Annotated in this window: 28 protein-coding genes and 1 pseudogene; 8 read left to right on the top strand and 21 right to left on the bottom strand. The window is 75.2% G+C overall.

Translation table 11 applies throughout. The annotated features are described in order from the left end of the window. Nucleotides 1-7: 7 nt before the first annotated feature. Both kdpF and ACFVVO_RS07410 read right to left on the bottom strand, forming a co-directional pair. Entirely contained in the window at nucleotides 8-97 is a 90-nt protein-coding gene (gene kdpF / locus ACFVVO_RS07405) for a K(+)-transporting ATPase subunit F (RefSeq protein WP_037817630.1), read from the bottom strand. 392 nt (nucleotides 98-489) lie between these two features. Further along, the gene (locus ACFVVO_RS07410) at nucleotides 490-861 is read right to left on the bottom strand and encodes a ferredoxin (protein WP_390052566.1); all 372 of its coding nucleotides are present in this window, start codon (nucleotides 859-861) and stop codon (nucleotides 490-492) included. A 143-nt stretch (nucleotides 862-1,004) separates the two neighbouring features. Between ACFVVO_RS07410 and ACFVVO_RS07415 the strand changes: the two genes are divergently transcribed. Next, entirely contained in the window at nucleotides 1,005-1,370 is a 366-nt protein-coding gene (locus ACFVVO_RS07415; RefSeq protein WP_390052568.1) for a DUF6479 family protein, read from the top strand. Between the two features lie 73 nt (nucleotides 1,371-1,443). Here the strand turns inward: ACFVVO_RS07415 and ACFVVO_RS07420 are convergent, their stop codons facing one another. From ACFVVO_RS07420 to ACFVVO_RS07495, 16 genes are all read right to left on the bottom strand, one after another. Continuing rightward, nucleotides 1,444-1,896: an RpiB/LacA/LacB family sugar-phosphate isomerase gene (locus tag ACFVVO_RS07420; RefSeq protein ID WP_390052569.1), complete on the bottom strand. Its 453-nt coding sequence runs from the start codon at nucleotides 1,894-1,896 to the stop codon at nucleotides 1,444-1,446. 132 nt (nucleotides 1,897-2,028) lie between these two features. Continuing rightward, nucleotides 2,029-2,223, bottom strand: a complete 195-nt coding sequence (locus tag ACFVVO_RS07425; RefSeq protein WP_390052570.1) for a hypothetical protein — start codon at nucleotides 2,221-2,223, stop codon at nucleotides 2,029-2,031. A 135-nt stretch (nucleotides 2,224-2,358) separates the two neighbouring features. Beyond that, entirely contained in the window at nucleotides 2,359-3,609 is a 1,251-nt protein-coding gene (locus ACFVVO_RS07430; RefSeq protein ID WP_390052572.1) for an ANTAR domain-containing protein, read from the bottom strand. A 133-nt stretch (nucleotides 3,610-3,742) separates the two neighbouring features. Next, nucleotides 3,743-4,162, bottom strand: a complete 420-nt coding sequence (locus ACFVVO_RS07435) for an STAS domain-containing protein (protein WP_390052574.1) — start codon at nucleotides 4,160-4,162, stop codon at nucleotides 3,743-3,745. Between the two features lie 171 nt (nucleotides 4,163-4,333). Next, complete coding sequence (locus ACFVVO_RS07440; RefSeq protein ID WP_390052576.1) at nucleotides 4,334-5,254, bottom strand: glycosyltransferase family 2 protein; 921 nt, start codon at nucleotides 5,252-5,254, stop codon at nucleotides 4,334-4,336. Further along, nucleotides 5,251-6,177 (bottom strand): glycosyltransferase family 2 protein, encoded by a 927-nt coding sequence (locus tag ACFVVO_RS07445; protein WP_390052578.1) that lies wholly within the window; start codon nucleotides 6,175-6,177, stop codon nucleotides 5,251-5,253. Before ACFVVO_RS07445 ends, ACFVVO_RS07440 begins: the two co-directional genes overlap by 4 nt. Beyond that, nucleotides 6,167-7,210, bottom strand: coding sequence for a glycosyltransferase family 9 protein (locus ACFVVO_RS07450; RefSeq protein WP_390052580.1), 1,044 nt, complete (start codon nucleotides 7,208-7,210; stop codon nucleotides 6,167-6,169). Before ACFVVO_RS07450 ends, ACFVVO_RS07445 begins: the two co-directional genes overlap by 11 nt. Continuing rightward, nucleotides 7,207-8,643, bottom strand: a complete 1,437-nt coding sequence (locus ACFVVO_RS07455) for a PfkB family carbohydrate kinase (RefSeq protein WP_390052581.1) — start codon at nucleotides 8,641-8,643, stop codon at nucleotides 7,207-7,209. The genes ACFVVO_RS07450 and ACFVVO_RS07455 overlap by 4 nt, the downstream gene beginning before the upstream one ends. Further along, on the bottom strand, nucleotides 8,640-9,395 hold the full coding sequence (locus tag ACFVVO_RS07460) for an SIS domain-containing protein (protein WP_390052583.1): 756 nt from the start codon (nucleotides 9,393-9,395) through the stop codon (nucleotides 8,640-8,642). The genes ACFVVO_RS07455 and ACFVVO_RS07460 overlap by 4 nt, the downstream gene beginning before the upstream one ends. Before the next feature lie 13 nt (nucleotides 9,396-9,408). Then, complete coding sequence (locus ACFVVO_RS07465) at nucleotides 9,409-10,647, bottom strand: glycosyltransferase (RefSeq protein WP_390052585.1); 1,239 nt, start codon at nucleotides 10,645-10,647, stop codon at nucleotides 9,409-9,411. Next, a complete protein-coding gene (locus tag ACFVVO_RS07470) occupies nucleotides 10,644-11,606 on the bottom strand; it encodes a glycosyltransferase (RefSeq protein WP_390052586.1) in 963 nt (320 codons plus the stop codon). The genes ACFVVO_RS07465 and ACFVVO_RS07470 overlap by 4 nt, the downstream gene beginning before the upstream one ends. Then, nucleotides 11,603-12,613, bottom strand: a complete 1,011-nt coding sequence (locus ACFVVO_RS07475) for a glycosyltransferase family 9 protein (protein ID WP_390052588.1) — start codon at nucleotides 12,611-12,613, stop codon at nucleotides 11,603-11,605. The genes ACFVVO_RS07470 and ACFVVO_RS07475 overlap by 4 nt, the downstream gene beginning before the upstream one ends. Continuing rightward, nucleotides 12,610-13,185 carry a D-glycero-alpha-D-manno-heptose-1,7-bisphosphate 7-phosphatase gene (locus tag ACFVVO_RS07480; protein ID WP_390052590.1) on the bottom strand — a complete coding sequence of 192 codons (576 nt, stop codon included), beginning with the start codon at nucleotides 13,183-13,185 and terminating at the stop codon, nucleotides 12,610-12,612. Before ACFVVO_RS07480 ends, ACFVVO_RS07475 begins: the two co-directional genes overlap by 4 nt. Continuing rightward, nucleotides 13,182-14,183 (bottom strand): glycosyltransferase family 2 protein, encoded by a 1,002-nt coding sequence (locus ACFVVO_RS07485; protein ID WP_390052592.1) that lies wholly within the window; start codon nucleotides 14,181-14,183, stop codon nucleotides 13,182-13,184. Before ACFVVO_RS07485 ends, ACFVVO_RS07480 begins: the two co-directional genes overlap by 4 nt. After that, nucleotides 14,180-15,814, bottom strand: a complete 1,635-nt coding sequence (locus ACFVVO_RS07490; protein WP_390052594.1) for a carbamoyltransferase — start codon at nucleotides 15,812-15,814, stop codon at nucleotides 14,180-14,182. Before ACFVVO_RS07490 ends, ACFVVO_RS07485 begins: the two co-directional genes overlap by 4 nt. Before the next feature lie 38 nt (nucleotides 15,815-15,852). Then, nucleotides 15,853-16,911 (bottom strand): NAD-dependent epimerase/dehydratase family protein, encoded by a 1,059-nt coding sequence (locus ACFVVO_RS07495; RefSeq protein WP_390052596.1) that lies wholly within the window; start codon nucleotides 16,909-16,911, stop codon nucleotides 15,853-15,855. A 321-nt stretch (nucleotides 16,912-17,232) separates the two neighbouring features. On the opposite strand from ACFVVO_RS07495, the gene ACFVVO_RS07500 reads away from it, so the two are divergent. Together ACFVVO_RS07500 and ACFVVO_RS07505 are read left to right on the top strand one after the other, a co-directional pair. Continuing rightward, nucleotides 17,233-18,126, top strand: coding sequence for a polysaccharide pyruvyl transferase family protein (locus ACFVVO_RS07500; protein ID WP_390052597.1), 894 nt, complete (start codon nucleotides 17,233-17,235; stop codon nucleotides 18,124-18,126). Between the two features lie 103 nt (nucleotides 18,127-18,229). Then, nucleotides 18,230-18,793: a hemerythrin domain-containing protein gene (locus ACFVVO_RS07505; RefSeq protein WP_390052599.1), complete on the top strand. Its 564-nt coding sequence runs from the start codon at nucleotides 18,230-18,232 to the stop codon at nucleotides 18,791-18,793. 125 nt (nucleotides 18,794-18,918) lie between these two features. Here ACFVVO_RS07505 and ACFVVO_RS07510 read toward each other — a convergent pair whose 3' ends face one another. After that, nucleotides 18,919-19,275, bottom strand: coding sequence for a DUF3040 domain-containing protein (locus tag ACFVVO_RS07510; protein ID WP_390052601.1), 357 nt, complete (start codon nucleotides 19,273-19,275; stop codon nucleotides 18,919-18,921). 279 nt (nucleotides 19,276-19,554) lie between these two features. Between ACFVVO_RS07510 and dhaK the strand changes: the two genes are divergently transcribed. From dhaK to ACFVVO_RS07525, 3 genes are read left to right on the top strand one after another with little or no spacing between them, the layout of a single operon-like run. Further along, on the top strand, nucleotides 19,555-20,547 hold the full coding sequence (gene dhaK, locus ACFVVO_RS07515) for a dihydroxyacetone kinase subunit DhaK (RefSeq protein WP_390052602.1): 993 nt from the start codon (nucleotides 19,555-19,557) through the stop codon (nucleotides 20,545-20,547). Between the two features lie 46 nt (nucleotides 20,548-20,593). Continuing rightward, complete coding sequence (gene dhaL, locus ACFVVO_RS07520; protein ID WP_390052604.1) at nucleotides 20,594-21,208, top strand: dihydroxyacetone kinase subunit DhaL; 615 nt, start codon at nucleotides 20,594-20,596, stop codon at nucleotides 21,206-21,208. Beyond that, on the top strand, nucleotides 21,201-21,611 hold the full coding sequence (locus tag ACFVVO_RS07525) for a PTS-dependent dihydroxyacetone kinase phosphotransferase subunit DhaM (RefSeq protein ID WP_390052606.1): 411 nt from the start codon (nucleotides 21,201-21,203) through the stop codon (nucleotides 21,609-21,611). Before dhaL ends, ACFVVO_RS07525 begins: the two co-directional genes overlap by 8 nt. A gap of 102 nt (nucleotides 21,612-21,713) precedes the next feature. Here ACFVVO_RS07525 and ACFVVO_RS07530 read toward each other — a convergent pair whose 3' ends face one another. Beyond that, complete coding sequence (locus tag ACFVVO_RS07530) at nucleotides 21,714-22,412, bottom strand: glycoside hydrolase family 75 protein (protein WP_390052607.1); 699 nt, start codon at nucleotides 22,410-22,412, stop codon at nucleotides 21,714-21,716. Nucleotides 22,413-22,676: 264 nt separating this feature from the next. On the opposite strand from ACFVVO_RS07530, the pseudogene ACFVVO_RS07535 reads away from it, so the two are divergent. Then, nucleotides 22,677-23,663, top strand: a pseudogene (locus tag ACFVVO_RS07535) (fibronectin type III domain-containing protein). A 193-nt stretch (nucleotides 23,664-23,856) separates the two neighbouring features. Continuing rightward, nucleotides 23,857-24,408 carry a hypothetical protein gene (locus ACFVVO_RS07540; protein WP_390052609.1) on the top strand — a complete coding sequence of 184 codons (552 nt, stop codon included), beginning with the start codon at nucleotides 23,857-23,859 and terminating at the stop codon, nucleotides 24,406-24,408. A gap of 92 nt (nucleotides 24,409-24,500) precedes the next feature. Here ACFVVO_RS07540 and ACFVVO_RS07545 read toward each other — a convergent pair whose 3' ends face one another. After that, a complete protein-coding gene (locus tag ACFVVO_RS07545; RefSeq protein ID WP_390052611.1) occupies nucleotides 24,501-25,085 on the bottom strand; it encodes a PadR family transcriptional regulator in 585 nt (194 codons plus the stop codon). Nucleotides 25,086-25,114 lie beyond the last annotated feature (29 nt).

A 25,114-nucleotide genomic window follows, 5' to 3' on the forward strand; every position in this document is an offset into this window, starting at 1 on the left:
TGTGTGCTCAGAACCTCTCCGGGAAGAGCAGGGCGAGGACGAGATAGCCCAGCAGGGCGACGGCCACGACGAGGCCGACGACGTTCTCGGCGGTCACAGCTTGGTCACCCCCTTTGCGACAAGGGCCACCAGCGCGAAGGCCGCGAGCACGGTGACGACGAAGGCCAGATCGGCCATCGTGAACTCCTGGAGTGAGGTGCGGTTGCATCGGACGATTCGAGGAAACCGCCTCCGCGACCGGTCGCGACCGCCGTTGACGGCTCTCTTACGGCCGTGCGTCCTGCTTTGACGGGACCCTGACGGCCCTCTGCTCCGGAGTTCTCGTCCGTGGCTCGCGGTGGCGCCGTGGGAGGCGAGGGTGCTGATGCCCGTGGGGAGGAGCGAGGGTGCTGATGCCCGTTGGGGGCAGGGTGCTGATGCCCGTGGAGGCGAGGCTGTCGGTGTCCGTGGAGGCGAGGGTGTCGACGTTCGTACGGGAGCCGCCCGGGCTCAGGCGAGCGCCACCATGAAGTCCGTGCACGCCACGGCGCAGGCGCGGCACACCGCCGCGGCGGACTCGGCGCCGGGGTGCTCGTCGAAGGCGTGGGCGCACTCGAGGCAGACCGAGCGGCACCACTCGAGCTGCACTCTGATCCCTTCCTCGTCCTGACCGTTCTGCTCGGAGAGCGTGCGGCACGTCGCGTCGCACACCTCGGCGCACATGATCCCCAGCCGGCGTACGCGCTCCTGCTGCTCGGTGCCGTCCGGGTCCAGGAGGCTCGCGCGCACCGCACAGGCCCTGGCGCACTCCGCGCACGCCTGGGCGCACGTGAACCGGTCCTCGAGGAACCGGTAGAGCTGCTGCTGCGTAGGCGAGGTCACACCCGGCGGGTAGCCGGGCCCGGGCAGGGCAAACGCCTAGGCCGCGAAGGGAGATACCGCAACCGGAGACAGGTCGCCGACCGTGACGGACGGTCACGCAAGGTGTCCGGTTCGTCCCATTCTGGGCGGGGTATTCCTGAGCTATGAGTACTGCACAGATGCAGCTGGCCGCGGCAAGCGGCCTGATGGGCCTCGTGTTCTTCGTCATAGCCGTGGCCGTGCTGGCGCTGCTCGCCGGCGGCTTCTGGATGAACTCCCGGGAGAAGTACCGCGAGCCTCCCCGACCGCGTCCCGAGGAGCAACCGCACCTGCCACCGGAGGGCGCGGTGCACGAGATCCGGGAGAACAGGGAATCCCAGGATGTTCCCGTCACTCCCAAGGGCGGTCGCCCGCTCACACCGTACGAGCTGACCAACCTCGACTCCAGGCCCAGCGACTCGAAGGAGCGCCGGCGCTGGAGCAAGGGGTCGAGCGGCTCGTTCGGCGGCGGCGGGCTGGGCGCCCACTGACCCCGAACCCCGACACAAGAGCCGACACCCGACCCGACACCCGATTGCACGTGGCCCGCGCCGGGCCACAGCACTAGCAGTCCCTCCCGGCGTCCAGGCGGCCGACGCGGGCCACGTTGCGCAGGTCCTCGGGGTCCTGGCTGGGCTCGGCCGCGAACCACGCGTCGAGGATCTCCCGCAGCACCGGCGCGGAGGTGAGCCGCAGTCCGAGCGCCAGGACGTTGGCGTCGTTCCAGCGCCGCGCCCCCTCCGCCGTACCGGCGTCCGTGCACAGGGCCGCGCGGACGCCCGGTACCTTGTTCGCCGCGATGGAGGCGCCGGTGCCGGTCCAGCAGCACACCACCGCCTGATCGGCCGCGCCGTCGGCGACGTCCCGGGCGGCGGCCTCGGAACAGACCGCCCACTCCGTGTCGGCGCCGGGGCGCAGCGCGCCGTGCTCGCGCACCTCGTGGCCGCGCCGGCGCAGCTCCTCGACGAGGTACCGGGCCACGGGTTCGTCCATGTCGGAGGAGACGGAGATCCGCATGCTCCGGAGCCTAACGGTTGCCGGCCCACGGCTCCCGGCCCAAGCGTTGCCGGCCCGGCCGGTGAGCGGCCCCGGAGGGCGTCCGGTGACGCCTCCGGGGCCGGCCGATCGGGTCTGCGGACCCTTCGACGGTCAGGGGTGGTCGGGCTGCTGCGCCGGGGGCACTCCGCCGCCCTCTCCCCCGCCCTTATCGCCCTTGTCCGAGCCGTGCGGGCGGGCACCCGCATCGCGTCCGGCCGTCTGGCGGGCCTTGAGTTCGCCACTGTCCTGCGGGGTACCGCCCCCCTTGTCACTGCGCCGCTGTTCGGGCTGTTGCGGATTGGACATGCTCCGGGCTCCCTCCGGGTGTACGTGCTGCTTGCGGAGTCCGGGTTCCCAGGGTGCCACGGGTGACGCACACCGCGGCGCACCCGGCCGGCGCACACCGCGGCCCACGCCTGCGATCCGCGGTGCCGGACCGCTTCAGGGCGCGCGGCGGGTCAGGAGCCTGTGCAGGTGCTCCAGCGCGTCCAGGAGCACCGAGCGGTGGTACCAGCTCAGCCAGGCGGCCGTGTCGGCGGCGAGCACGTCGAGAGTCTCGCTCCGGGCGCCGGCCGGCAGGCAGCCGGCCTCGGGCCAGTGCAGGGTGATCACGCCGGTGCAGGATCCCGCGGCGGTGACGACGGGGACGCTGTGCAGGGCGCGGGTGTCCGTGGCCAGCAGGGCGCGCCTGGCCTCGTCGGACAGCAACGGCTCCGCCGCCACGTCGGGCACGCTCACCCGGCGGCCCCGGACCCGGGCCACCGCGTCGGCCATGCCCTCGTCCTGGCCCCGGACGAGGTGGTCCAGAAACCTTTCGTCACAGCCGTAGTGGGTCTCCAGCGTCAGGGCGTTCACCGCCGGGTCCACGAACTGCACGTAACCGGCGGTGGCCCGGCCGACGGCCAGTGCCTCGTGCAGCACCGCGTCGATCATCTGGCGCCGGCAGCGCGGGTCCCGGCCCTCCCGGGCCAGGATCCGCAGCTGCGGCACGGGCAGGGAGCGGCGGCCGGGGAACCACACCCCGCCGTCCGGGGGCCGGGCCACCACGACGGCGGAGACCAGGACGCGCAGCGGCACGTTGAACCGCTGGGAGGCCTCGCGCAGCACCCGGAAGGCGCTGCCGGAGTCGGGCAGGCCGTAGCGGGCCATCAGCGTGCCCTGCGCCATACCGATCACCGGGGCGGTGCGCACCCGGGCCCGCAGGGCCCGGACCTCCTTGTGCAGGTCCTCGTACGACGGACGCCACAGGTCGGCCATCTGCGAACGCCAGGCCGGCAGGTCCTCCACCGGGGCCGTGGCCCGCGCCAGCTCCCGCAGCGCCTCGTCGAGGGTGGCGTACAGGCGCACGCCGTCGAGACGGGCGAGGTGCACGGCCTCGCGTACGCCGGGGCGGGCCCGGATGATGATGAGGTCGGGGCGCCCGGCGCGGACCCGGGTGGTCTCGCTCAGCGCGTGCAGGACGGCGGCGCCGCCCAGTTGCACATGGGCCATGTCGAGAACCGGCCGCAGTCCGGCGCGGTCGGCCTCTTCCAGATGGCCGCGCAGCTCGTCCGACCAGACCTCGGCCCCGTCCGGGCTCAGGCTGCCGGACATGCGCAGGAGCAGGGCGCCCTCGGCGGGCAGGCCCTCCACCAGGGACGACTCGATGACGAGAGGGGCCGGTGCGCCCGGGCGGGCGGAGGAGGATTTCACGGCATCACCACACCAGGACGTCACAAAGCCTCGAATATCCGCAAAGGCCTCTTTCTGGCCTTGGACCACCACCTTGCACGCTCGGTGCCCGGCCCTCAACCGCACCGCGCGGGGCCCCGGCCGTCGATTCGATTCAGTGGCGGCCGCCGGGCCGCGCCGGTTCGCCCGCCGGCAGGGAGTCCAGGGCGGACGTCGTGGTGGCGTGCACCCGGACGCCCGGCAGACCAGCCAGCCGCAGCGCCTCGCGCACATGGGGCCTGGGCTGGACGATCGGCAGGCAGCGGCCCGACAGGGCGAGCCCGCCGGTGGCCCGGTCCAGCGAGCGCACCGCGACGGCACTGGCCAGATACACCTCGGTCATGTCCAGTACGAGGTGTTCGCCGGCCCGGTCGGACTGCCGCAGATGCTCCGCCAGGGCCTCGGAGAACTCCGTGGCGTTGGACGCGTCGACCGTTCCGCGCGCCTTGAGAAGGGTGATCCGGCCGGACTCTGGGCGGCTCGCCCGTACGGCGTGGAGCAGCAGCGGGGCAGCGGGAAGCTGGCCTTTTTCCATGGGCGGGGCACTTCCTGGGAGGGAGGGCTCGGCCAGCCGCTTCTTGACCGGGGAGGGGACCACTGTGCCGCCCCCGGGTGCCCGAAGCAACGACGTGTCTCCGGGCGTGTCGCCGCCCGGCCGGACTCGCGGGCTCCGTGCTCCTCGGCGCCCCTGCCCGCCTCCGAGCCCCTACCCGACGTATCGCCGCGCGGTTGACGTCCGGCGCGCCCGCTCCAGCGCGGCCAGCCGGTGCTCCAGCTCCGGCGGCACCGGGTCGCGCTGGCGCAGCACCCAGGGCAGCCCGGCGGTGGCGCGGGCAAACGCGCGCGCGGAGGCGGCGTCGCGGGGCACCGTGCGCATCAGGTGCACGGTGCGGCGCAGGGCGGGCAGCAGAGGGCGGCGCAGCCAGGTGAACCACAGTGTGTTGCGGATCCCGAGGACGCGGCGCGCGGTGCTGTCGCGCAGCCGGGACGCCTGGTGGTGGACGGTGAGTTCCTCGGCGTAGGCGAGCCACCAGCCCTGCCGTAGCAGGTCGCAGGCGAGCAGTTCCTCCTCGCCGCCGAGCCACAGCCCGGGGTGGAAACCACCGCCGGCCCGGAAGGCGTCGGTGCGCAGCACGGTGGCGGCGGCGAGGAACGATCCGAGCGCCGGTCCTGGCAGCCAGCCCGGACCGGGCAGCGGCGATTCGCGCAGCTCGCGCACGACGGGGTCCTCGGTGCCCTCCGGCTGGACGACGATCCGCGCGGAGACGGCCGCCAGGCCGGGCCGGGTGTCGAGCAGGTCGGCGGCCCGGCACAGGCTGCCCGGCTCCCACCAGGAGTCGTCGTCGCAGAAGGCGACGTAGGGCGTGCGGACGTGGCGTACCGCCAGGTTGCGGCCGACGGCCCCGAGGTTGCGGCCGGGGCGCAGCAGGGTCATCTCCGGAAAGTGCCGGGCGACGGCTTCGGCGGTGCCGTCGGCCGAGGCGTTGTCGGTGACGATCACCCGGGGCCGCTCGGGGAGCCGCCTGAGGCGGGTGAGGGTGCGCAGGAGTTCGTCGCGGCGGTCGTGGGTGATCAGGACCACCGTCGTACGGCCGTCCGGGTGTCCCTGGGGGCGTGTCCGGCTCATCGGGTGCCTCCGGCGGGCTGCCAGTCGAGCAGGCGCGCGGCGTGTTCGACGTGCGGGGGCAGCGGCCGGCGCCGGGCGACGGCGGCGGGCAGCCGTACGAGGGTCTCGCGCAGGGCACGGCGGGCGCCGGGCCGGGCGGCGACGGCGGCCAGTGCGAGGTCGGCGCCGGCGCGCAGAGCGACGGGCCAGGGGCGGCGCAGGCAGGCGGTGAGCACGTAGTTGCGCCTGACCAGGCTGGAGCGGCCGGTGCGGCCGTCGGCCTGGGGGTGGTGGCGGGCGCACAAGGAGGGTTCGTAAGCGAGGCCCCAGCCGCCGGCCGCGAGGTCGTAGGCGAGGAGGGTCTCCTCTCCGCCGAAGAAGAGCAGCGGGTGGTAGCCGCCGGCGCCCAGGAAGGCCTCCCGGCGCACGACGCACGCGCAGCCGAGGAAGCCGAGCACCGGGCGGCCGGGCAGATCCGGTTCGCGGGGCAGGGGCGAGGCGGCGAGGACGGCGTTCAGCGGGTCCTCCGTCCCCCGCTCACCGACCAGGGTGCGGGCGGCGAGCAGCCCGAGCCGTGGGTGACCGTCGAGCAGGTCGGCCGCGTGGCGCAGGGAGCCCGGGGCCCACCAGGAGTCGTCGTCGCTGAAGGCGACGTAAGGGGTGCGGGCGCGCCGGACGGCCAGGTTGCGGCCGAGGGCGCCGGTGTTGGTGGCGGGCCGCAGCAGACGGGTGACCGCCGGGTGGCCGTGCACCGCCAGCCGGGTGGTGTCGTGGCGGGAGTTGTCGACGACGATCACGGGCGGCCGTTCGGGCAGCGCGGCCAGGGCGTCGAGGGTGCGTAGCAGGCTGCCGGACCGGTCTCGGGTGATGACGGCCACCGTGATCCTGGGGTCCGGTCCGGCGGTGGGCCGGCGGGTGGGTCCGGGGGCCCGGTCAGTGGACACGCGCCGCCACCCCCCGTCCGGAGGCTCCGGACGCTCCGGCGCGGACCTGCCGGCCCCGGAGCTGCAGCAGGCAGGCGGCGGCAACATCGCCGGTGTGGACGCGCAGCAGCCGGGCGTCCGGGTTCCGGCCGTGCGGGTCCCCGGGCCGGCCGGGCTTCCACAGGGCCAGGTGCCGATGGCCGGGCGGCGGTCCCCACAGTCGCGGGGAGACGGGGCCGAACAGGGTGACCGACCGGGTTCCGTGGGCCACCGCGAGGTGTGCGATGCCGGTGTCGCCGCTGAGCACCAGCGACGCCCCGGCCACCAGCGCCGACAGCTCGTCCAGGGGCAGGCCCCCGCTGAGCACGTCCGCCGCGGGCCCGCCGCCGCGCTCGGCGACGGACCCGACGAGGGCGTCCTCCCCCGGGCCGCCGGTCAGCACCACGCGGTGTCCGGCCGCGCGCAGGCACCGCACGACGGCGGCGAACCGCTCCCCCGGCCAGCGGCGCGCGCCCGACGCGGCCCCGGGGTGCACCACGACCGCGCCCGGCGCCGGGGACGGCGTGGACGGAGTCGGCAGGCGCAGGTCGAGGGGGTCGGCCGGGATGCCGTGGGCGCGCAGGAAGCCGCACCAGCGGTCCCGTTCGTGGACGTGCGGCTGCCAGGGCGGGCCGTCCGGCAGGGCGTGGGCGAGCAGCCGGCGCGGGTGCAGGGCGGCCAGCGCGTCGCGGCTCTCGGGGCCGTTGCCGTGCAGGTCGATCGCGACGTCCGGCGGCGGTCCCGGCCAGTGCGCGAGGGAGGGTACGGCCCGGCCCGGCGCCTCGGCCGGGAGCACTTCGTCGACCGCCCCCGTGGAAAGGGCGATGCCGGTCAGCCCGGGCGGCAGGGCGAGGACCACCCGGTGCCCCGGGAAGCCCCGTCGGACCGCGCGCAGCACGGGCACCCCGGCGAGCAGGTCGCCGAGGCCCAGGGCGCGCAGCACCAGCACGGCCGGGGAATGCGAGTCGGGTATCACCGTATCGGCCCCGGACGGCGGGGGCGGGAAGCGGGTCACTGGACGGGTCCTCCGGTGCGGGCGGGTGCCAGGGCCGCGCGGCGGGCGAGGCCGGTGGTGGAGCGGCCGTCGAGGTAGGGCAGCAGCAGGACCTGGCCGCCCCAGCTCTCCACGAGCGGCTGCTCGGGCAGTCGGGTGCGGGCGTAGTCGCCGCCCTTGGCCCAGATGTGCGGGCGCAGTTCGCCGAGGACGCGTTCCGGTGTGTCCTCGTCGAAGACGGCGACCGCGTCGACGCACTCCAGCGCGCTCAGCACGCGTACCCGGTCGGCCGCCGGGACCAGGGGCCGGCCGCCGCCCTTGCGCCTGCGCACCGAGTCGTCGGAGTTAACACAGACGATCAGGCAGTCGCCGGCCCGGCGCGCGGCCTGCAGCAGGGCGACATGGCCGGCGTGCAGCAGGTCGAAGCAGCCGCCCGCGGCGACCACGGTGCCGCCCGCGGCCCGTACCCGGGCGGCGGTCCGCCGGGCGGCGGCCGTGGAGTCCTCGCCGGCCGGCCGCTCCGGTTGCGTGTCCGGCGCCCCGGGCACGGCGACCGCGCGGGCGCCGCCCTCGGCGACGTACCGGGTGGCGGCGTGCACGGCGGCCTGGACGGCCGCCTCGGTGAAGGCGCCGTCGGCGAGCAGCCCGGCGGCGGTCGCGGCGAACCGGTCCCCGGCCCCGCAGGGGTCGCCCGCCGCGGTGGCCGGGGCCGGCACCAGCAGGGGGGTCTCGCCGTACGAGAGCAGCGCGCCGCGTTCGGCCAGGGTGACCGCGACGGCGTGCGCGCGCCAGGCCCGGGCGAGCGCGCCGGCGTCCTGGGCGGCCGTGCGCAGTGCGCCCCCGTCGCCGGGCGCGGTGCCGGTGTCCTCGGCCGGCCGCCGGGCGAGGAGGCGGGCCTCCTGCGCGGAGGGGGTGGCCAGCCGTACTCCGGGGACCGGCGGGCCGCCCCGCACATGCGGGTCCCAGACCACGGGCGCCCGCGCGGCGGCGCCGGCCAGTGCCTCCCGGAGCACGTCGGCGGTGCCCCGGCCGTAGTCGGCGACCAGGACGGCGTCCGCCGCGCGGACCGCGGCCAGGGCGGCCCGGCTCGTCTCGCGGGCGCGTCCCTCGCCGTCGTCGAGGCGGAGCAGCGGCCGGTCTCCGGCGAGTACGCGGGTCTTGCTGCCGAGTTCGCCGTCCAGCGGCACCTCGACCAGATCGACGCGGCCGGCCAGCAGGTCCCGCAGGATGCCGCTGGTCCCGTCGTCGCCGAGGGCGGTGACGAGGGTGACCGGGCGGCCGTCGGAGGCGGCCAGGCAGGCGGCGAGGGCCGCGCCGCCCGGGCGGGAGCTGCGCCGGGTGCCGTGCACCACCGGCACGGGCGCGTCGGGGGCCAGCCGCTCGGCCCGGCCGCACAGGTCGTGGTCGAGCAGCGCATCCCCGACGACGACCAGGGGGGTACGGGAGGTGTTCATGCGTCTCCTTCCCCGCGCCGTGCCCGGGTGCCCGCGGTGCGCGGGCCCACCGGCCGGTCGGCGGGTCGGCCCGCGGCGCCGCCATGGCCGTCCGGCCGGGCGCCGTCCACCCGGCCGTCCATCCGGCCTCTCACACCCGGCCGGCCGTCACCCCGGCCGTCCGCCGTGCCTCCGTCCGCCTCGCCCCGTTCGACGGCCCGGTCGAACGACTCGCAGAGCATGTGCACGGCGACCAGATGCAGTTCCTGCACGGTGGCGGCCGCCGGCGCGTCCGCGCACAGCGCGTCGTCTGCGGCCAGGTGAAGGGGGTTCGGGGCCCGGCCAGTCAGCGCCCAGACGGTCATGCCGAGCCGGTGCGCGCGGTCCGCCGCGGCCAGCAGGTTGGCGCTGGCACCGCTGGTGGACAGCAGCATCAGCACGTCGTCGGGGCGGCCGTGCGCCGCGGTCTGGCGGGCGAACACCTCCTGGACGCCGTAGTCGTTGGCGATCGCGGTGGTGGAGGAGGTGTCGGCGTGCAGGGCGAGTGCGGAGAACGGCGCCCGGTCGTCCCGGTAGCGGCCCACGAGTTCGGCGGTGAGGTGCTGCGCCTGAGCGGCGCTGCCGCCGTTTCCCGCGACGAGCAGCCGGCCTCCGGAGCCCAGCCGCCGGGCGAGTTCGGCGCCCCAGCGTTCGATGAGGGAGCCCTGGTCGCGGAACGTCTCCAGGGCCTTCATCAGGTCGTCGCAGTGCGCGGTGTCGGTGACGGTCTTCATCGGACGGCTCCCTTCATCGGACGACTTCCGAGCGCGAGGGCATCGAGGACACGGCGCCGTACACCCCGGCCACGCCGTCGGCCACGCGGTCCCAGGTGTAGTGGGCCAGCACCCGTTCGCGGCCGGCGGCGCCGTGGCGGGCGAGCCGGTCCGGGTCGTCGAGGAGTTCGCGGACGAGGTCGCCGAGGTGGTGGTGGTCGTCGTCCGCCGGGACGTGGACGCCGGTGGTGCCGTCTAGGACCGTGTCGAGCTGGCCGCCCACGGCGGTGGCGACGACCGGGGTGGCGCAGGCCATGGCCTCGAGCGGGACGATGCCGAAGGGCTCGTAGCGGGGCAGGGACAGCACGAGGTCGGCGCCGGCCATCAGGCGCGGCATCCGGGTCCGGCCGACCCCGCCGAGCAGGGTCACCCGGTCCGTGACGCCGTACTCGCCGGCGATGGCGTGCAGCCGCCGGGCCTCCGGCTCGGTGCCCAGCAGATCCGCCTCGGGCCCGCCGGCTACGAGGAGTTCGGCGTCGGGTATCCCGGCGAGGGCGCGGATGGCCCGGTCGAAGCCCTTGCGGGGCACGAGCCGGCCGACGGCGAGCAGCCGTCTGCGGCCGCCGGGCAGGGTCCGGGGGCGGTCGGACGGCGCGAACTGGTCGGGGTCCACCCCGCAGGGCACGACCGTGACGCGGTCCTCCGGCAGGCCCATCGCCCGCAGTTCGGCCACCTCGTCGGAGCAGGTGGCGATGATCCGCGCGCACTCGTGGCCGACGGCCTCCTCGATCGCGACGCGTTCGGGCGGGCTGGTGTCGTCGGCGCCCTGGTAGCGCTTCTTGACGGTACCGAGGGCGTGGTAGGTCTGGACGACGGGGATGCCCAGGCCCCGGGCTCCGGTCAGGGCGGCGAGGCCCGACATCCAGAAGTGGGCGTGCACCACGTCGGGCGGGTCCGCGGCCCACTGCCGGGCCAGGAAGGCGCCGAACGCGGCCATGTGGGGCAGCAGTTCGTCCTTGGGTACGGGTGCGGGCGGCCCGGCGGGCACATGCACCACCTGGACCCCGTCGATGAGGGTCATCCGGTCCGGCAGGCCGGTGGAGTCCCGCCGGGTGTAGACCGTGACCCGGTACCCCTTGCGGGCCAGTTGCCGGGCCACCTGTGCCACGTACACGTTCTGGCCGCCCGCGTCCGGCCCGCCGAGCGCGGCCAACGGGCTTGCGTGCTCGGAGACCATGGCGACGCGCCCGGCCGGGGGCAGAATGCGGCTCATCGGGTGACCTCCTTGATCAGGCGCTCCCAGTCCTCGAGGAAGCGTCGTTCTCCGTAGCGGGCCAGGGCCGCGACGCGGGCCGCCTGCCCCGTCAGGCGGGCGTGGTCCGGTTCGGCGAGGAATGTCCGTACGGCGTCCTCGAGGACGTCGAGCCGGTTGGAGACCACCCCGGCGCCCGCGGGGACCGCCTCGCGGACCTCGGTGGTGTCCAGGGCGACCACCGGCATGCCCAGGAACATGGCCTCCAGCAGGGACAGGCCGAGCGAGGTCCAGCGCACGGGGTGCAGGTACAGCCGGCAGCGGGCCATCTCGCGGTGCAGTTCGTGCTGGGGCAGGTCCCGGGCGCGGCAGCGCCCGGCGGGCAGGCCGAGGTGTTCGGCGAGTCCCTCGGTGCGCATCCCGAAGACGTCCAGGGGCGCCGAGCGGGCGAAGCGGGGCAGCAGGTCGGTTCCGGTGGTACGGCCCCTGCGCACCGGCTCGTTGACGACGACAGCGGCGCGGCGCTCGGTGCCGGTCCAGCGGTGGCCGGGGTCGACGATGCCGTGCTCCACGACCTCGGCCGGGGCCCTGCCGCTGTCCCACATCAGCCGGTTGAAGTGGGTGACATGGACGACGGGGATGTCCGTCTGCCCGGCGAGGGGGTGGAGTTGCCGCCCCGGGGACGCGTCGGGGCTGTTGTGCTCGACGTACACGGCGGGCACGTCCACACCGGGCCGGCGGCCGGTCCAGCGCCGGGCGAGGTCGATCTCGTGCGGACGCTGCAGCACCATCAGGTCGATGCCGGCGTCGCGCAGTTGCCCAGGGGTCCGTTCGAGCACCGTCGGGGGCCAGTCCCAGGTCACCGCGCGGCCCAGGCCGTCGGGTCCGCGGTCCTCGGTGACCGGGAGCAGGTAGGTGTGCGGGCCCCGCACGAAGGTGGTGAGCCAGGATCCGTGCACGTGCCAGACGAGGATGTTCATGACTGTCGCTCCTGGATGAGCTTGTGCACCGCGCGCACCACGTCCTGCCCGGTGACCTCGTCCAGGCAGGGATGGCCGGGCACCGGGCAGACCAGGGCCCTGGTGTCCGCGCACGGCGCCGACTGGTCGCCGAGAAGGATGACGGGGACGCCGTAGGGCGCCCAGCGGCCGGCCGGGACCACGGGCGCGAACAGCGACACGACGGGGGTGCCGACCGCTGCCGCCAGATGGGCCGGTCCGGTGTTGGCGCTCACCACGACGTCGGCCGTGCGCAGCACGCCGGCGAGGGTACGCGGGGTGGTGCGGCCGCCGAGGTCCACAGCCAGGTCGGCGCTCACCCGGCGGGTGAGGGCAGTCTCGTCCGGCCCGCCGGTGACGACCACACGGTGCCCGGCGTCGGCCAGCAGCGCGACCGCCTCCTCGCACCGGTGGGGGCTCCAGGCGCGGGCGGGGGCGGTGGCGCCGGGGTGCAGCACCACGTAGGGGCCGTGGCCGGTCAGGGCGTCGGTATCCGGCGGCGGCAGGACCCGCGGGCGGCCGTCGTCGCCGGGCGGGAGCGGGAAGCCCATCGCGGCGGCGGTGTCCAGGGCCGCCTCGATCTCGTGCCGGCCCGGCTGCCGCCGGTGGCGGACGTCCAGCAGCCGGCCGGGGTGGTCGACGCTGTCGGCGCCGATGTGCGCGATCCCCGCGAGGCGCAGCACGAGCGCGGCCGGCAGGGGGCTCTGGTGGAAGGAGGTGAGGATCAGGGCGGAGTCGAAGGCGGCGGCGCGCAGCCGCCCGGCCAGAGCGTGGACGTCGGCTGCGTCGACCGGGGGCGGGTCGAAGCCCTCCCAGGGCGCCTCCCAAACCAGCACCTCGTCGACGCCGGGCAGCAGCCGGGCGGCCTCGGCGCCGCGCGGCCCGCACAGCATGGCGACGTGCGAGCGGTGCGCGGCGACGGCACGGACGGCGGGTCCGGCGAGCAGCACGTCACCGAAGCTGTCGAGCCGGACGACGAGCGCTTTCACGAGGACGGCCTCCCGCCACAAGCACGGTGTTCGCGCACCGGGGTGCCCAGTGCCGTGCGCACCGCGGTGAGGACGTCGGGCGCGCTCCGGGCGGCGAAGCGCCGTACCTCGGCGGGCGCGGTGGCCGCGTTGGGGACGAGGACGCCCCGGGCGCCCGCCGCCCGGGCGGCCAGCAGGTCCGCTGCGATGTCGCCGATCACCAGGCACCGGTCCGGGCGGACGCCCAGGCGGTCGGCGGCCGTGAGGACGAGGCCTGGGCGGGGCTTGCGGCAGGCGCAGCCGGCGTCCGGGGTGTGCGGGCAGAAGACCCAGGTGCCGAGGCCGCCGAGGAGTTCGTCCGCCCGCTCGTTGACGGCGTGGACCTGGTCGGTGGTGAGCAGTCCGCGGCCGATGCCCGACTGGTTGCTGACCACGGCGGTGGCGAGCCCCGCGCGGCGGGCGAGCGCCACGGCCTCGGCGGCACCGGGCAGCGGGCGGACGCGGTCGGGGTCGCCGTTGTAGGGGACGTCCGCGAGCAGGGTTCCGTCGCGGTCGAACAGGACGGCGCAGACGGGCGGCCGGGCCGTGCTCACGCGGCGCCTCCGAGGGGTACGGCGCCCCGGTGGCGGACGGCTCCGCGCAGCCAGTGCCGTACCGCGAGCGGGGGTATGAGCACGCTGGTGCCCAGCATCCCGGCGATCTCCCGGGCGGTGCGGGGGCCGGGCCGGATCCGGGCGAGGGCGAACTCGGCCGTGCCCAGCGTCCACAGCGCCGCGCAGACCGCGGCGGTGCGGCGGCGGCCGGTGAGCGCGCAGACGGCGGAGGCGAGCGCGGCGCCGGTCACCGCGACATGCCCCGGCAGCCGTCCCCGGGGGGCCTTGGCGCGGGCCCACCAGTCGCGTCCGTGCAGCCGGCTCATCAGGGCGTCGTCGGCGTTGCCGCGCTGCGCGGGCAGCGAGGCCCACCACTGGGACGGGCGGACCGGGTGCCGGGTGAGGCGGGTGCCGCGGTGCAGGGTCCACCCGGCCCGCTCCATGCGCAGAGCGAGGTCGGCGTCCTCCCGGAAGGCCCGCGGGAAGCGCTCGTCGAAGCCGCCGACCTGGGTGAGCGCGGCGGTCCGGTACGCCATGTCGGCGGTGGCCCAGGCCGCGTTCTCCAGGCCCTTGGTGGTGCGCTCCCAGTCGGTGGGCCGGCGGTCCAGGGGCAGGGGGACACGCAGCCGCCCCTGGATGCCGCCGGCGTACTCGCCGGCCGTCCGGAGGTCGTCGGCGAGTCTGCGGGACCAGTCCGGCAGCACCTGGACGTCGTCGTCGAGGAAGACGGTCCAGGGCGTACGGACGGTCCGCCACCCGGCGTTGCGGGCCGCGGCCGGGCCCTTGCCGCCGGTGTGCAGGGCCCTTACCCGGTCGAGCAATTGGCCGGCGGCCTCCAGTGGCAGGCCGGTATCGGGATCGGTGGCGGGCCGGTCGTCGACGACGATCACCTCGTGCGGCGGGTGTCCCTGGGCCGCGGCCAGCGCGCGCAGGCACTCGGCGAGACAGGGGCGGCCGATCGTCGGGACGACGACGGTGTAGGCGGGAGCGGCGCTCATGCGAAGGCCTTTCCGCGGTGGACGGCGAACGGGCCGAGGACCAGCAGGTCGACGGGGGCGGAGCCGAAGCACTCCAGGGCGTCCCGGGGGTCGTCCACCATGGGCCGTCCGGCGGTGTTGAGGCTGGTGTTGACCACCACGGGCAGGCCGGTGCGCCGCTCGAACCCGTCGATCACGCGGGCCATCAGCGGCTCCTGCGCACGGTCCACGGTCTGGACGCGGGCGGTGCCGTCGACGTGCACCACGGCCGGGACGCGGTCCTTCCAGCCGGCCGCCACGTCGTGCACGAAGAGCATGTGCGGGCTGGGCAGCGGCCCGTCGAACAGTTCCGCCGCGCGTTCGGCGAGGACCATGGGCGCGACCGGCCGGAACTCCTCGCGTCCCTTGACCGCGTTGAGCCGTTCCAGGTTGGCGGCGTGTCCGGGGTGGGCGAGCAGTGAGCGGTGGCCGAGGGCGCGCGGCCCGTACTCACTGCGGCCCTGGAACCAGGCGACGATGCCGTCGGCGGCCAGTGTCCCGGCGGCCGTCTCGGCGATGTCCGCGGGCTCCTCGTAGGGCACCGCCGCCCGCTCGAGCCAGTCGCGCAGTTCGGTGTCGCTCCAGCCGCGGCCGAGGGCGGCGGTCGGCATCGGCTCCAGGGTGTCCTTCTGGCCGGCCACGTGGGCGGCCGCGCCCAGGGCGGTGCCGGCGTCGCCGGCGGCGGGCTGCACCCACACGTGCCGGAAGCCGCTCTCCCGCCAGATCCGGGTGTTGGCGACGCAGTTGAGGGCGACGCCGCCGGCCATGGTGAGGGCGTCCTCGCCGGTGCGCTCGCGCAGCCACCGGGCCAGGGCGAGCACGGTCTCCTCCAGGCACCGCTGTGCGCTGGCCGCGAGGTCGGCGTGGTCCTGGCTCCAGACTCCGCCCGCCTCACGCGGCGGGACGATGGAGGCCCACGGCACCGGGCGCGCCCGGAAGCCGCCCCGGTCGTCGGCCCCGACGTACTCGCGCAGCCGGCCGGCGAAGCGCGGGGTGCCGTAGGAGGCCAGCGCCATCACCTTGAACTCGTCGCTGCTGCGCAGGAATCCGAGGTGCTGGGTGAGGTCCTCGTAGAACAGACCGAGGGAGTCGGGCAGTTCCTGGGTGCCGAGGACGGTCAGCTCGCGGTTGGTGTACCGGCCGGCCAGGTGGGAGCCACACTCGCCGCGGCCGTCCAGGACGAGGACGGCGCAGTCCGGGTAGGGCGAGACGGGTCCGGCGGAGGCAGCGTGCGCGACGTGGTGCGGGACGAAGCGGACCTTGGCCGGGTCCAGGCCGGGCATTGCCTCGGCGAGGAAGCCGGGGGCCCCGCGGGCGTACTCCTGGCGCAGGTGGTCCCAGGGGTCGTGCAGGCCCATCCGCTCGGCGGGGCGGGCCAGCGAGGGGTCGTACGAGTAGGCGACGGCGTCCAGGTCGGACGGGGTCAGGCCGGCCTGCTCGAGGCACCAGCGGGCGGAGAGCTCGGGCAGTTCCCAGGCGGAGAAGGGGACGGGCCGCTTGCCGTGCTTGCGACGGGAGAACCGTTCCTCCTCCGCCGCCGCCACGACCTTGCCGTCCGTCACGAGGGCGGCGGCGGGGTCGTGGAAGAGTGCGTTGATACCGAGGACGTGCATGCGCTGTCTCCTGGGCGGCGGGCGGGGCGGTCGAGTGGTCAGGTCTGTACGGGCGGCTCCTCGTCCGGGCGTGGGGCCTGCCCGTCCGGGGGCTTGGCGGGCTCCCGCGGAAGCAGGGTTCGCTCCTCCGGGGACAGGGCGGTGAAGTAGGCGATCGTCTGCTTCAGGCCCTCCTCCCAGGGCACCTGCGGGGACCAGCCGAGCAGTTCGCGCGCGAGCGCGGTGTCGGGGCGGCGCCGGCCTGGGTCGTCGACGGGCCGGTCGACGAAAGCGATCGGCGAGCGGGAGCCGGTCAGGGCGATGACGCGGCGGGCGAGTTCGGCCATGGTGATCTCGTCGGCGCCACCGATGTTGACGGGCCGCACCGACCGGCTGGCCGCCACCCGCAGCACCCCGTCGACGGTGTCCTCGACGTAGCACAGCGAGCGGGTCTGGCTGCCGTCACCGGTCACGGTGAGCGGTTCGCCGGCCAGGGCCTGGCTGATGAAGGTGGGCACGGCGCGTCCGTCGTGGGCCCGCATGCGCGGTCCGTACGTGTTGAACAGCCGGACGATCCCGGCGTCGGCGCCATGGGTGCCGGCGTGCGCGGTGACGAGCGCCTCGGCGAACCGTTTGGACTCGTCGTACACGCTGCGCGGGCCGACCGGGTTGACGTTGCCCCAGTAGCCCTCGTGCTGGGGGTGCACGAGCGGGTCGCCGTACACCTCGGACGTGGAGGCGAGCAGGAGGCGGGCGCCGTCGCGCTCGGCGATCGTCAGGGCGTTGCGGGTGCCGAGGCTGCCCGCGTCCAGGGTCTCCAGCGGCAGCCTGAGGTAGTCGGCGGGCGACGCCGGGCAGGCGAAGTGCAGGACCAGGTCGTACGGCCCCGGCAGCAACCTGGGGCAGTCGGGCGCGCTGACGTCGCAGTGCACGTAGCGGAACCCGGACCGGGCCTCCAGTTGGGCGACGTTCTCCCGCCGCCCGCAGACCAGGTTGTCCGCGCAGTCGACTTCGGCACCCGAATCCAGCAGCCGTTCGCACAAATGGGAACCCAGGAAGCCGGCGCCGCCGGTCACGACGGCACGGCGCCAGGGAACCGCGAAGGTCTCACCAGTCATGGAGGCTCGTCCTTAGTCAACGTCATCCGCGTCGCCGGGCTCGCCGGGGCGCCGGAACGTCCCGTGGAAGCGGGCGTTCGGCGTGTGTGTGCGGCCCGGCCGGCCTCGTCGCCGGCTCGTCGAGCGGGACTGTGATGGAAGACGGAAGGGGCCACGGTCCCCGCTCATCCGGAGGACCGCCCTCGTCGGCCGCCGCTGGCTGGACGGCACTGGCAGTTGTGTTCCCGTGCCAGTTGGCTTCACACCTTAGATCCTTATTGTCCGGGATGACGGGTACTCGCGCGACTCAGGATGATCGCCCACCCCCGGGGGGAGACGCCCATGGACGACGAGATCCCGGACATTCTGCTGCCCCTCCTGCGGCGGCCCGGACATCCGCCCCGGCGGCTGCTCCTCACCGGCTGGTTCAGTTTCCTGGACGGCGAGGCCACGGCGGGTGACGTCCTGGCGCAGCGGCACGTATCGGCGGCGCTGGACCGGGCCGGCATCCGGCACGACACCGCGTGGAGCCCCGGCTTCCGGCCGGGCGCGCTGTCCCTGGAGACGGCGGACCCGCGCGCGTACGACACGCTCCTCTTCGTCTGCGGTCCGGCGCACGGTCCGCAAGTCGCCGCCCTGCACCGTGAGTTCGCTCACTGCCGGCGGCTCGCGGCCGGGGTCAGCGTGATCGACCCGGCGGATCCGGCGGTCACCGGTTTCCACGAGGTCGTGCCCCGGGACGGCACCCCGGCACCCGCCCGGCGCGACCTGGCCGTCGCGGCCCCGGTGGACCCGCTGCCGCCGGTGGCCGGGCTGGTGCTCACGCACGGCCAGGGCGAGTACGGCGGGCGCCGCCGGCACGAGCGGGTGAACGAGCGCCTCACCGGCTGGCTCGCCACCAAGGACTGCGTACGGCTGTCGGTCGACACCCGGCTGGCCGGGGACGACTGGCGGCTGTGCGCCACGGCCGAGCAGTTCCTGGCCCTGGTCTCCCGGCTCGACCTGGTGGTCACCACCCGGCTGCACGGCTTGGTGCTCGCCCTGCGCACCGGCACCCCGGCGATCGCCGTGGACCCGGTGGCGGGCGGCGCCAAGGTGAGCGCCCAGGCGGAGGCGCTGGGGTGGCCGGCGGTGATCGAGGCGAGTGCGCTGTCCGCGCGGATCCTGGACCACTGGTGGGGGTGGGCGCTGTCCGGGGCGGGCCGGACGGCGGCGGAACGCCACTCGATGGGCTGAGGGGCGGGGGCCGGCTGTGTAGCGGGTCCGGGGCGGGGCACTCGGCGGGGCGACGAGCGACGGGCCGCGCACGGCTCCCGCGCGTATCCGAGGAGGTAACGACATGGGTCACGGCGGAAACGTCATTCAGGAACTGACGACCGATCACCGGGAGGTCGAGGAGATCTTCGGCCGGATCGAGGCGATGCCCCCCGGTTCCAGGGAACGCAAGACGCTGGCCGACCAGGCCACCATCGAACTGGTCCGCCACTCGGTGGCCGAGGAGGCCTATCTCTACCCGGCGGTGCGCAAGCACATCGAGGGCGGGGACACCCTCGCCGACAAGGAGCTCGAGGACCACGCCCAGGCCGAGCAGATCATGAAGGACCTGGAGGGCCTGGACGCGGACGACGCGCGGTTCGACACCCTCATGGCCCGGCTGATGAGCGAGATCCGCTCGCACCTGGCCGACGAGGAGCGGAACCTCTTCCCGCGGCTGCAGGCGGCCTGTACACCGGAGGCGCTGGACGAGCTCGGCGAGAAGGTGCGCAAGGCGAAGAAGACCGCGCCCACCCGCCCGCACCCGATGGCCCCGGACAAGCCCCCGGCCAACAAGCTGCTGGCGCCCGGCGCCGGCATGGTGGACCGGCTGCGGGACGCGATGTCGGGGCGGGGCAAGGAAAGCTGAGGAGGCTCACGGCAGCCGACCCGCTCGGGACCTCCCGGTGCCCGCCCGCCCCTCGGGGGGCGGGCGGGCACCGGGAGGTCTGCCGTGCCCCGTGGACACCGGTCCCGGGCCCCGTCCGCGGATGCTCAGAGCCACCGGGTGAGCCGGCGGCCGGGCCGTGCACGGCGGGTGACGCGGCACAGCAGCCGAAAGGACTGGATCAGGGTGAGCGGCCACAGCAGGGCGAAGCACCACAGCGGCGCGGGTGCGGAGGTGCGCACGCCCGTGACGGCCGCGAAGGCGGACGCCGTGAGCAGCAGCAGGACGGAGAGCGGCAGCCACACGCCCCGCCTGCTCCGATGGTCCCCTGTCATCCGGTGCGCGGCGGCGTGCATGCGGTGGGCGAGCCGGCGGTCCTGCCGGAGGTTCGCCTCGATCTGCAGCAGCGCGAGCCGCTCGCTCGGCGAGAGCCGTACGTCCTCGGGGGTCTCCCAGTCGTCCACGGAAACGGCACCTCCTCGCACCGGCCGGCGGCCCGCGTGCCCCCTCTTCCGGGCTCTTGCGGGGGGCCGAGTTCCCCGTGCGGCCGTCCCGAAGCGGCCGCCGCCGCGGGCCCCGCCGCCACCGGGCCGGACGCCGCCGCACGCGAGGGCGCGCACGTGACCTTCCGTGCCGCAGGGCCGATACTGCCAGTAGCAAGGTCTCCAGCCCTCTCACATCGCCCTATATGACCAGCGGGTACCGGGCCGACGGCCCCCCGCCAGGCTTGCCAGGAGGCACCCATGAGGATGCTGATCAACGTCCCCGAGACCGTCGTGGCGGATGCGCTGCGGGGTATGGCGGCCGCCCATCCGGAGCTGACCGTGGACGTGGAGAACCGGGTGATCGTGCGCCGGGACGCCCCCGTGGCCGGCCAGGTCGCGCTCGTCTCGGGCGGCGGGTCGGGGCACGAGCCGCTGCACGGCGGCTTCGTCGGCCCGGGCATGCTCTCGGCGGCCTGCCCCGGAGAGGTGTTCACCTCGCCGGTGCCGGACCAGATGGCGCGGGCCGCGGCGGCCGTCGACAGCGGGGCCGGCGTGCTGTTCATCGTGAAGAACTACACCGGTGACGTGCTCAACTTCGACATGGCGGCGGAACTCGCCGAGGACGAGGGCATCCAGGTCGCGAAGGTGCTGGTCAACGATGACGTGGCGGTGACCGACAGCCTGTACACGGCCGGGCGGCGCGGCACCGGCGCGACGCTGTTCGTCGAGAAGATCGCGGGCGCGGCCGCGGCCGAGGGGCAGCCCCTGGAGCGGGTGGAGGCCATCGGGCGCCAGGTGAACGAGAACGCGCGCAGCTTCGGAGTCGCGCTCAGCGCCTGTACGACGCCTTCGAAGGGCAGCCCCACCTTCGATCTGCCGGACGGCGAACTGGAGTTGGGCATCGGCATCCACGGCGAGCCGGGCCGGGAGCGCCGGGCGATGATGACCTCCGGGGAGATCGCCGACTTCGCGGTGCACGCCATCCTGGAGGACATGCCCCCGCACAAGCCCGTGCTGGTCCTGGTCAACGGCATGGGCGCCACTCCGCTGCTGGAGCTGTACGGCTTCAACGCCGAGGTGCAGCGGCTGCTCACCGAACGGGGCGTGACCGTGGCCCGCACTCTCGTCGGCAACTACGTCACCTCCCTCGACATGGCGGGCGCCTCGGTCACCCTGTGCCAGGTCGACGAGGAACTGCTGCGGCTGTGGGACGCGCCGGTGAAGACCCCCGGGCTGCGCTGGGGGATGTGACGAGGCGGACGAAGCGGCCAGCCCTTCCACCACGCAAGGAGATCCAGTGCTCGACGCCGATTTCTTCCGCCGTTGGATGACCGCGACCGCCGCGTCGGTCGACCGGGAGGCGGACCGGCTCACCGCCCTCGACTCGGCCATCGGCGACGCCGACCACGGCAGCAACATGCAGCGCGGGTTCACGGCGGTCGTGACCGCCCTGGAGAAGGAGACGCCGGACACTCCCGGGGCCCTGCTGACCCTGGTCGGGCGGCTGCTGATCTCGACGGTCGGCGGGGCGTCCGGACCGCTCTACGGCACGCTGCTGCGCCGGACCGGCAAGGCGCTCGGGGACGCCGCCGAGGTGAGCGAGGGACAACTGGCCGAGGCGCTCCGGGCGGGCGTGGACGGGGTGATGGCGCTCGGCAAGGCGACCCCCGGCGACAAGACCATGATCGACGCGCTGGTCCCGGCGGTGGACGCGCTCGGCGACGGGTTCGCCGCGGCGCGCTCGGCCGCCGAGGAGGGCGCGGTGGCCACCATTCCGTTGCAGGCCCGCAAGGGCCGGGCCAGTTACCTCGGCGAGCGCAGCATCGGCCACCAGGACCCGGGCGCCACGTCCTCGGCCCTGCTGATCGCCGGCCTCGAGGAAGCGGCCGGTGAGGAGGCCCGCGGTGAGTGACGAGAAGCTGGTGGGGATCGTGCTGGTGTCGCACAGCGCGGAGGTCGCCGCCTCCGTCGCCGAGCTGGCGAAGAGCCTGGCGGGCGGGGCCACGGCGGTGCCCGTCGCCCCGGCGGGCGGCACCGAGGGCGGCGGGCTCGGCACCAGCGCCGAGCTGATCTCCGCCGCGGCCGCCGCCGTGGACCGGGGCGCGGGTGTCGCCGTGCTCATGGACCTCGGCAGCGCGGTGCTCACCGTGAAGGCGCTGCTCGCCGAGGGCGACGAACTCCCGGCCGGCGCACGCCTGGTGGACGCCCCGTTCGTCGAGGGCGCGGTCGCCGCGGTGGTCACGGCGGCCACGGGCGCAGACCTGGACGCGGTCGAGGCGGCGGCGGCAGAGGCGTACAGCTACCGGAAGGAATGAGATCCGGAGCCGGCGGCCGACCGCGAGACGATCACCCGGGCCTGCCGCCGGCGGCAGGCCCGGCGGGCGGAGGCCCCGCTCCAAGGCCCCGCATGACCGCGCTCAGTGGCGGTCCACGAAGTGGCGGGCCAGCCGCTCGCCGGCCTTCACCGCCGCTCGGTGGTTCTCGATCGGGGTGATGCGCGAGTCCTTGAAGACGATGTACGTGACACCGGAGGCGGCTCCGCCGCGGATCGGGTCGGGGTGGATGCCCAGGCCGCGGGCGGTGGCGTAGGAGGCCTCGCCGATGATGTCGCGCGGGCCGGCGTCGCCGACGACCGCGTACTGCACCCGGTCCCGGTAGATCACGGCCGCCACGCAGCCGCCCCGGATGCCGTAGGCGCGGTGGTCCCAGATGCCGCTCGGGACCGGCAGCACGATGTAGGGCAGGGAGGCGGCGTTCAGATGGCGGCCGTCGGACTGCTGGTAGGCGGTGGCGGCCGAGAACAACGGGTCGGTGCGGCGGTTGCAGCGGGCGGTGGGCCGTCCGTCGCAGTCGATGTCCAGGTCGGCCTTCCAGAACACCGCCCCGCGGGTGCCGCACACGGAGACCTTCGCGGACGAGGCGTCGTCGGTGCGGTATGTGCCCCGGGAGACCCGGTCGCAGGAGCGCACCCGGTCCAGCAGGTCGGCGGCGGTCACGGCACCCTCGCCGCGCGCGGCCGGTGGTCTCTCCCGGGTCGGGACGGCCGCGGCGGGCAGCGTTGTCGGGGCGAGTAGGGCGGCACCGGCCGCGGCCAGCGTCAGCGTCTGGACACGCACTCTGGGGGACCCTCTCCTTGGGAACATTCCGGACACCATGCCCAAAACGGCACCAAACGGCGAGTGCGACACTCCTTTGGGTCCGGATGGAGCAGCGCCTTGACGCGTTCGTCTGATGAGAAGCCAAAAGGTGTTCGTGGGCCTGATCCGGCGCCGGTCCGGACCCCCCGGACGGCACCGGCACGGCCCCCTTGCCATGCCCGCACCCACCGGGCATATTGGTCCGGACCTTTGCCGTGACGCCGTCCCCGGGGAGGCAGAGCCGTGCGACGCGTTCCTCTTCCGCCCCTGCTGGTCCCCGCCGTCCTCGTGCTGGTCGCGTCCTGCGGCTGGGGCGGGGCGGCCGAGGGCGACGGCGGCCGGGCGCCGGGCGCTCCGACGGGGGTCACCGCCGCGGCCGGCAGCGCCACGAGCGTGCACGTGATGTGGAACGCCGTGGCGGGCGGCCCGGCGGTCCGCGTTTACGAGGTCTATCGCGGCCACACGAGAGTCAGCGAAGTGCCGGGCTAACAACACATGGTGGACGTCACCAGGCTCAGGCCGTCCACCATGTATGCCTTCACCGTGCGGGCCCGGGACGCGGACGGCCGCCTCGGGCCGCCGAGCCGGGCGGTGCGGGCGGGGACGCCGGCCGCGGTGGCGGCGGACCGCTCGGCGCCGACCCGCCCGGCCGGCCCCGCCGGGCGAGCGGTGGGCAGCCGCGCGGTCCAGCTGTCCTGGTCCGCTTCCCGGGACGACCGGGGCGTGGTGTCGTACGAGATACAGCAGGGCGGCGCGAAGATCCACAGCGTCGGCGGCGGCCAGGGCGCGACCGTGGTCACCGGGCTGCGCCCGGGCACCCACTACGTCTTCACCGTGCGGGCCCGGGACGCGGCCGACAACCTCTCCCCCGCGAGCGCGCCGGTCCGTGTCACCACGCCGGGTACCGACGACGGCCGGAACACCGCGCCGGCCTCGTTCACCGCCTCGAGCCACCGGTCCGACGGGGCGTACTACATCGACCTGTCCTGGGATCCTCCGGCCGTGGACGGGGTGATCACCGAGTACCGGATCCGGCTCGACGGCGCCACGGCCACCTCACTGGTGTGGGGCGGCGATCCGCCGCGCGGCCGGGCGCACTACAGCTTCTTCGCCGGACGCGAGACGGGCGAAGAGCACCGGGTGCGGCTCGGGGCGCGGCTGCCGGACGGCACCTGGGGCGGCTTCTCGGCCGAACGTACGGTGACCCTGGGCGAGAACGCGGGCGGCTGACGGGCGGAAGGGGGCCGCGGCCCGGAGCGCGCGCCGGGGCGCGCCGGACGGGGTACCGGTCACCCGACTGGGCGCGGTCCGGGTGCGGCGGGGTCCGGGGCCGCGTTTGCTGCCGTTGAGGCAGCACGGACGTTTCCCGACCCTAGGCGGCGCATGGGACGTACCGCCAACCGTGCCGCCGGAGGGCCAGCCAATGCGCAACTCCCGACTTCTCCTCCGCTCCGGTCTGACCCTGGCGGCCGCCGCCACGCTTCCGGCCTCACTCGCCGGGCAGTCGGCCGCGGCCACGGGTATATCGGTGAGCACCACCGGTTCCACGGTCTCGGTCGTCACCAGTGCGTGCACCCAGAGCAACGGCAGCTGGGGCAACGCCTCACTCATCAGCAGCCGCCAGGCGAACTTCTCCCAGGGGCGGCAGGTCGCCCTTTCGGGCACCACCGTCAGCCAGTCCGCTGCCTGGTCGGGGGTGAGTCCGGGGACGTACACGGTGGTCGTGATGTGCTCCAACGGCACGACCGCCGGCACCCAGTCGGTGGTCGTCTCCGCGCCCAGCGCACCCAGCGCGCCGCCCACGATCTCGTCCACGTCCACACCCGCGCCCTCGCGCGGTGTGAAGGGCGGCGTCGGCGGCGCCTCCCATGACTACGGCCCGCTCACCCTGGGCATCGGCGCGACCCTGGTGACGGCCGCCGTGGCCGCCACGGTCTGGTTCCTGCGCCGCCGTTCGAAGCCGTACCGGCTCTGAGCCGGCGGTCCGGCGCTCCTACGGTCCCGCGCGCGGCGGCCCCGGCGGCCGCCCGCACGCCCCGCCCGGGCGGCCGCCGGGGCCGGCGGCCCTCAGGCGGGCGTGCCGTCCCCCGGTCCCGTGCCGTTCTCCCCTGCGGATCCGGGGAGTTCGGTGAACTCCGTCAGCGCCCGGGTGAGCCACTGGGTCCAGAAGGTCTCCAGGTCGATGCCGGCCCGCAGGACCAGGTGGCGCAGCCGGTCCTCGGGGGTGTCCCGGCCCGGTGGGAAGTCGCGCCCCTCGATCCCCTCGTACTCGGCCAACTGCCGCCGGTGCAGCTCCAGATGACGGGCCAGTTCGGCCTCAAGACCCGCCGTGCCGACGACCGCGGCCGCGCGCAGCCGCAGGAACAGGGCGTCGCGGTGCGGCCTGGGGTCCTGGGACTCGGCGGTCCAGCGGGCCAGTTCGGCGCGGCCCGCGGGCAGGACCTCGTAGCTCTTCTTCTGCCCGCGGGCCGGCTGCTCGGCCGGCAGCGCGCGGATGAACCCCTCACCCTCCAGCTTCCCCAGCTCGCGGTAGATCTGCTGGTGGGTCGCGGACCAGAAGTAGCCGATCGACCTGTCGAACCGGCGGGTCAGCTCCAGGCCCGACGACGGCTTCTCCAGCAGGGCGGTGAGGATGGCGTGCGGGAGTGACATGGGCTCATCCTAGGGACGCGCGCCGGGAC

The sequence above is a fragment of the Streptomyces sp. NPDC058145 genome (assembly GCF_042884245.1).
Taxonomy (GTDB): domain Bacteria; phylum Actinomycetota; class Actinomycetes; order Streptomycetales; family Streptomycetaceae; genus Streptomyces.

What these genes read in the sequence shown, in the direction of transcription:
- ACFVVO_RS07415 (WP_390052568.1), top strand. Translation starts at nt 1,005, where the DNA reads ATGAGTACTGCACAGATGCAGCTGGCCGCGGCAAGCGGCCTGATGGGC.
- ACFVVO_RS07420 (WP_390052569.1), bottom strand. Translation starts at nt 1,896, where the DNA reads ATGCGGATCTCCGTCTCCTCCGACATGGACGAACCCGTGGCCCGGTAC.
- ACFVVO_RS07425 (WP_390052570.1), bottom strand. Translation starts at nt 2,223, where the DNA reads ATGTCCAATCCGCAACAGCCCGAACAGCGGCGCAGTGACAAGGGGGGC.
- ACFVVO_RS07435 (WP_390052574.1), bottom strand. Translation starts at nt 4,162, where the DNA reads ATGGAAAAAGGCCAGCTTCCCGCTGCCCCGCTGCTGCTCCACGCCGTA.
- ACFVVO_RS07440 (WP_390052576.1), bottom strand. Translation starts at nt 5,254, where the DNA reads ATGAGCCGGACACGCCCCCAGGGACACCCGGACGGCCGTACGACGGTG.
- ACFVVO_RS07455 (WP_390052581.1), bottom strand. Translation starts at nt 8,643, where the DNA reads ATGAACACCTCCCGTACCCCCCTGGTCGTCGTCGGGGATGCGCTGCTC.
- ACFVVO_RS07460 (WP_390052583.1), bottom strand. Translation starts at nt 9,395, where the DNA reads ATGAAGACCGTCACCGACACCGCGCACTGCGACGACCTGATGAAGGCC.
- ACFVVO_RS07465 (WP_390052585.1), bottom strand. Translation starts at nt 10,647, where the DNA reads ATGAGCCGCATTCTGCCCCCGGCCGGGCGCGTCGCCATGGTCTCCGAG.
- ACFVVO_RS07470 (WP_390052586.1), bottom strand. Translation starts at nt 11,606, where the DNA reads ATGAACATCCTCGTCTGGCACGTGCACGGATCCTGGCTCACCACCTTC.
- ACFVVO_RS07485 (WP_390052592.1), bottom strand. Translation starts at nt 14,183, where the DNA reads ATGAGCGCCGCTCCCGCCTACACCGTCGTCGTCCCGACGATCGGCCGC.
- ACFVVO_RS07490 (WP_390052594.1), bottom strand. Translation starts at nt 15,814, where the DNA reads ATGCACGTCCTCGGTATCAACGCACTCTTCCACGACCCCGCCGCCGCC.
- ACFVVO_RS07495 (WP_390052596.1), bottom strand. Translation starts at nt 16,911, where the DNA reads ATGACTGGTGAGACCTTCGCGGTTCCCTGGCGCCGTGCCGTCGTGACC.
- ACFVVO_RS07500 (WP_390052597.1), top strand. Translation starts at nt 17,233, where the DNA reads ATGGACGACGAGATCCCGGACATTCTGCTGCCCCTCCTGCGGCGGCCC.
- ACFVVO_RS07505 (WP_390052599.1), top strand. Translation starts at nt 18,230, where the DNA reads ATGGGTCACGGCGGAAACGTCATTCAGGAACTGACGACCGATCACCGG.
- dhaK (WP_390052602.1), top strand. Translation starts at nt 19,555, where the DNA reads ATGAGGATGCTGATCAACGTCCCCGAGACCGTCGTGGCGGATGCGCTG.
- ACFVVO_RS07540 (WP_390052609.1), top strand. Translation starts at nt 23,857, where the DNA reads ATGCGCAACTCCCGACTTCTCCTCCGCTCCGGTCTGACCCTGGCGGCC.
- ACFVVO_RS07545 (WP_390052611.1), bottom strand. Translation starts at nt 25,085, where the DNA reads ATGTCACTCCCGCACGCCATCCTCACCGCCCTGCTGGAGAAGCCGTCG.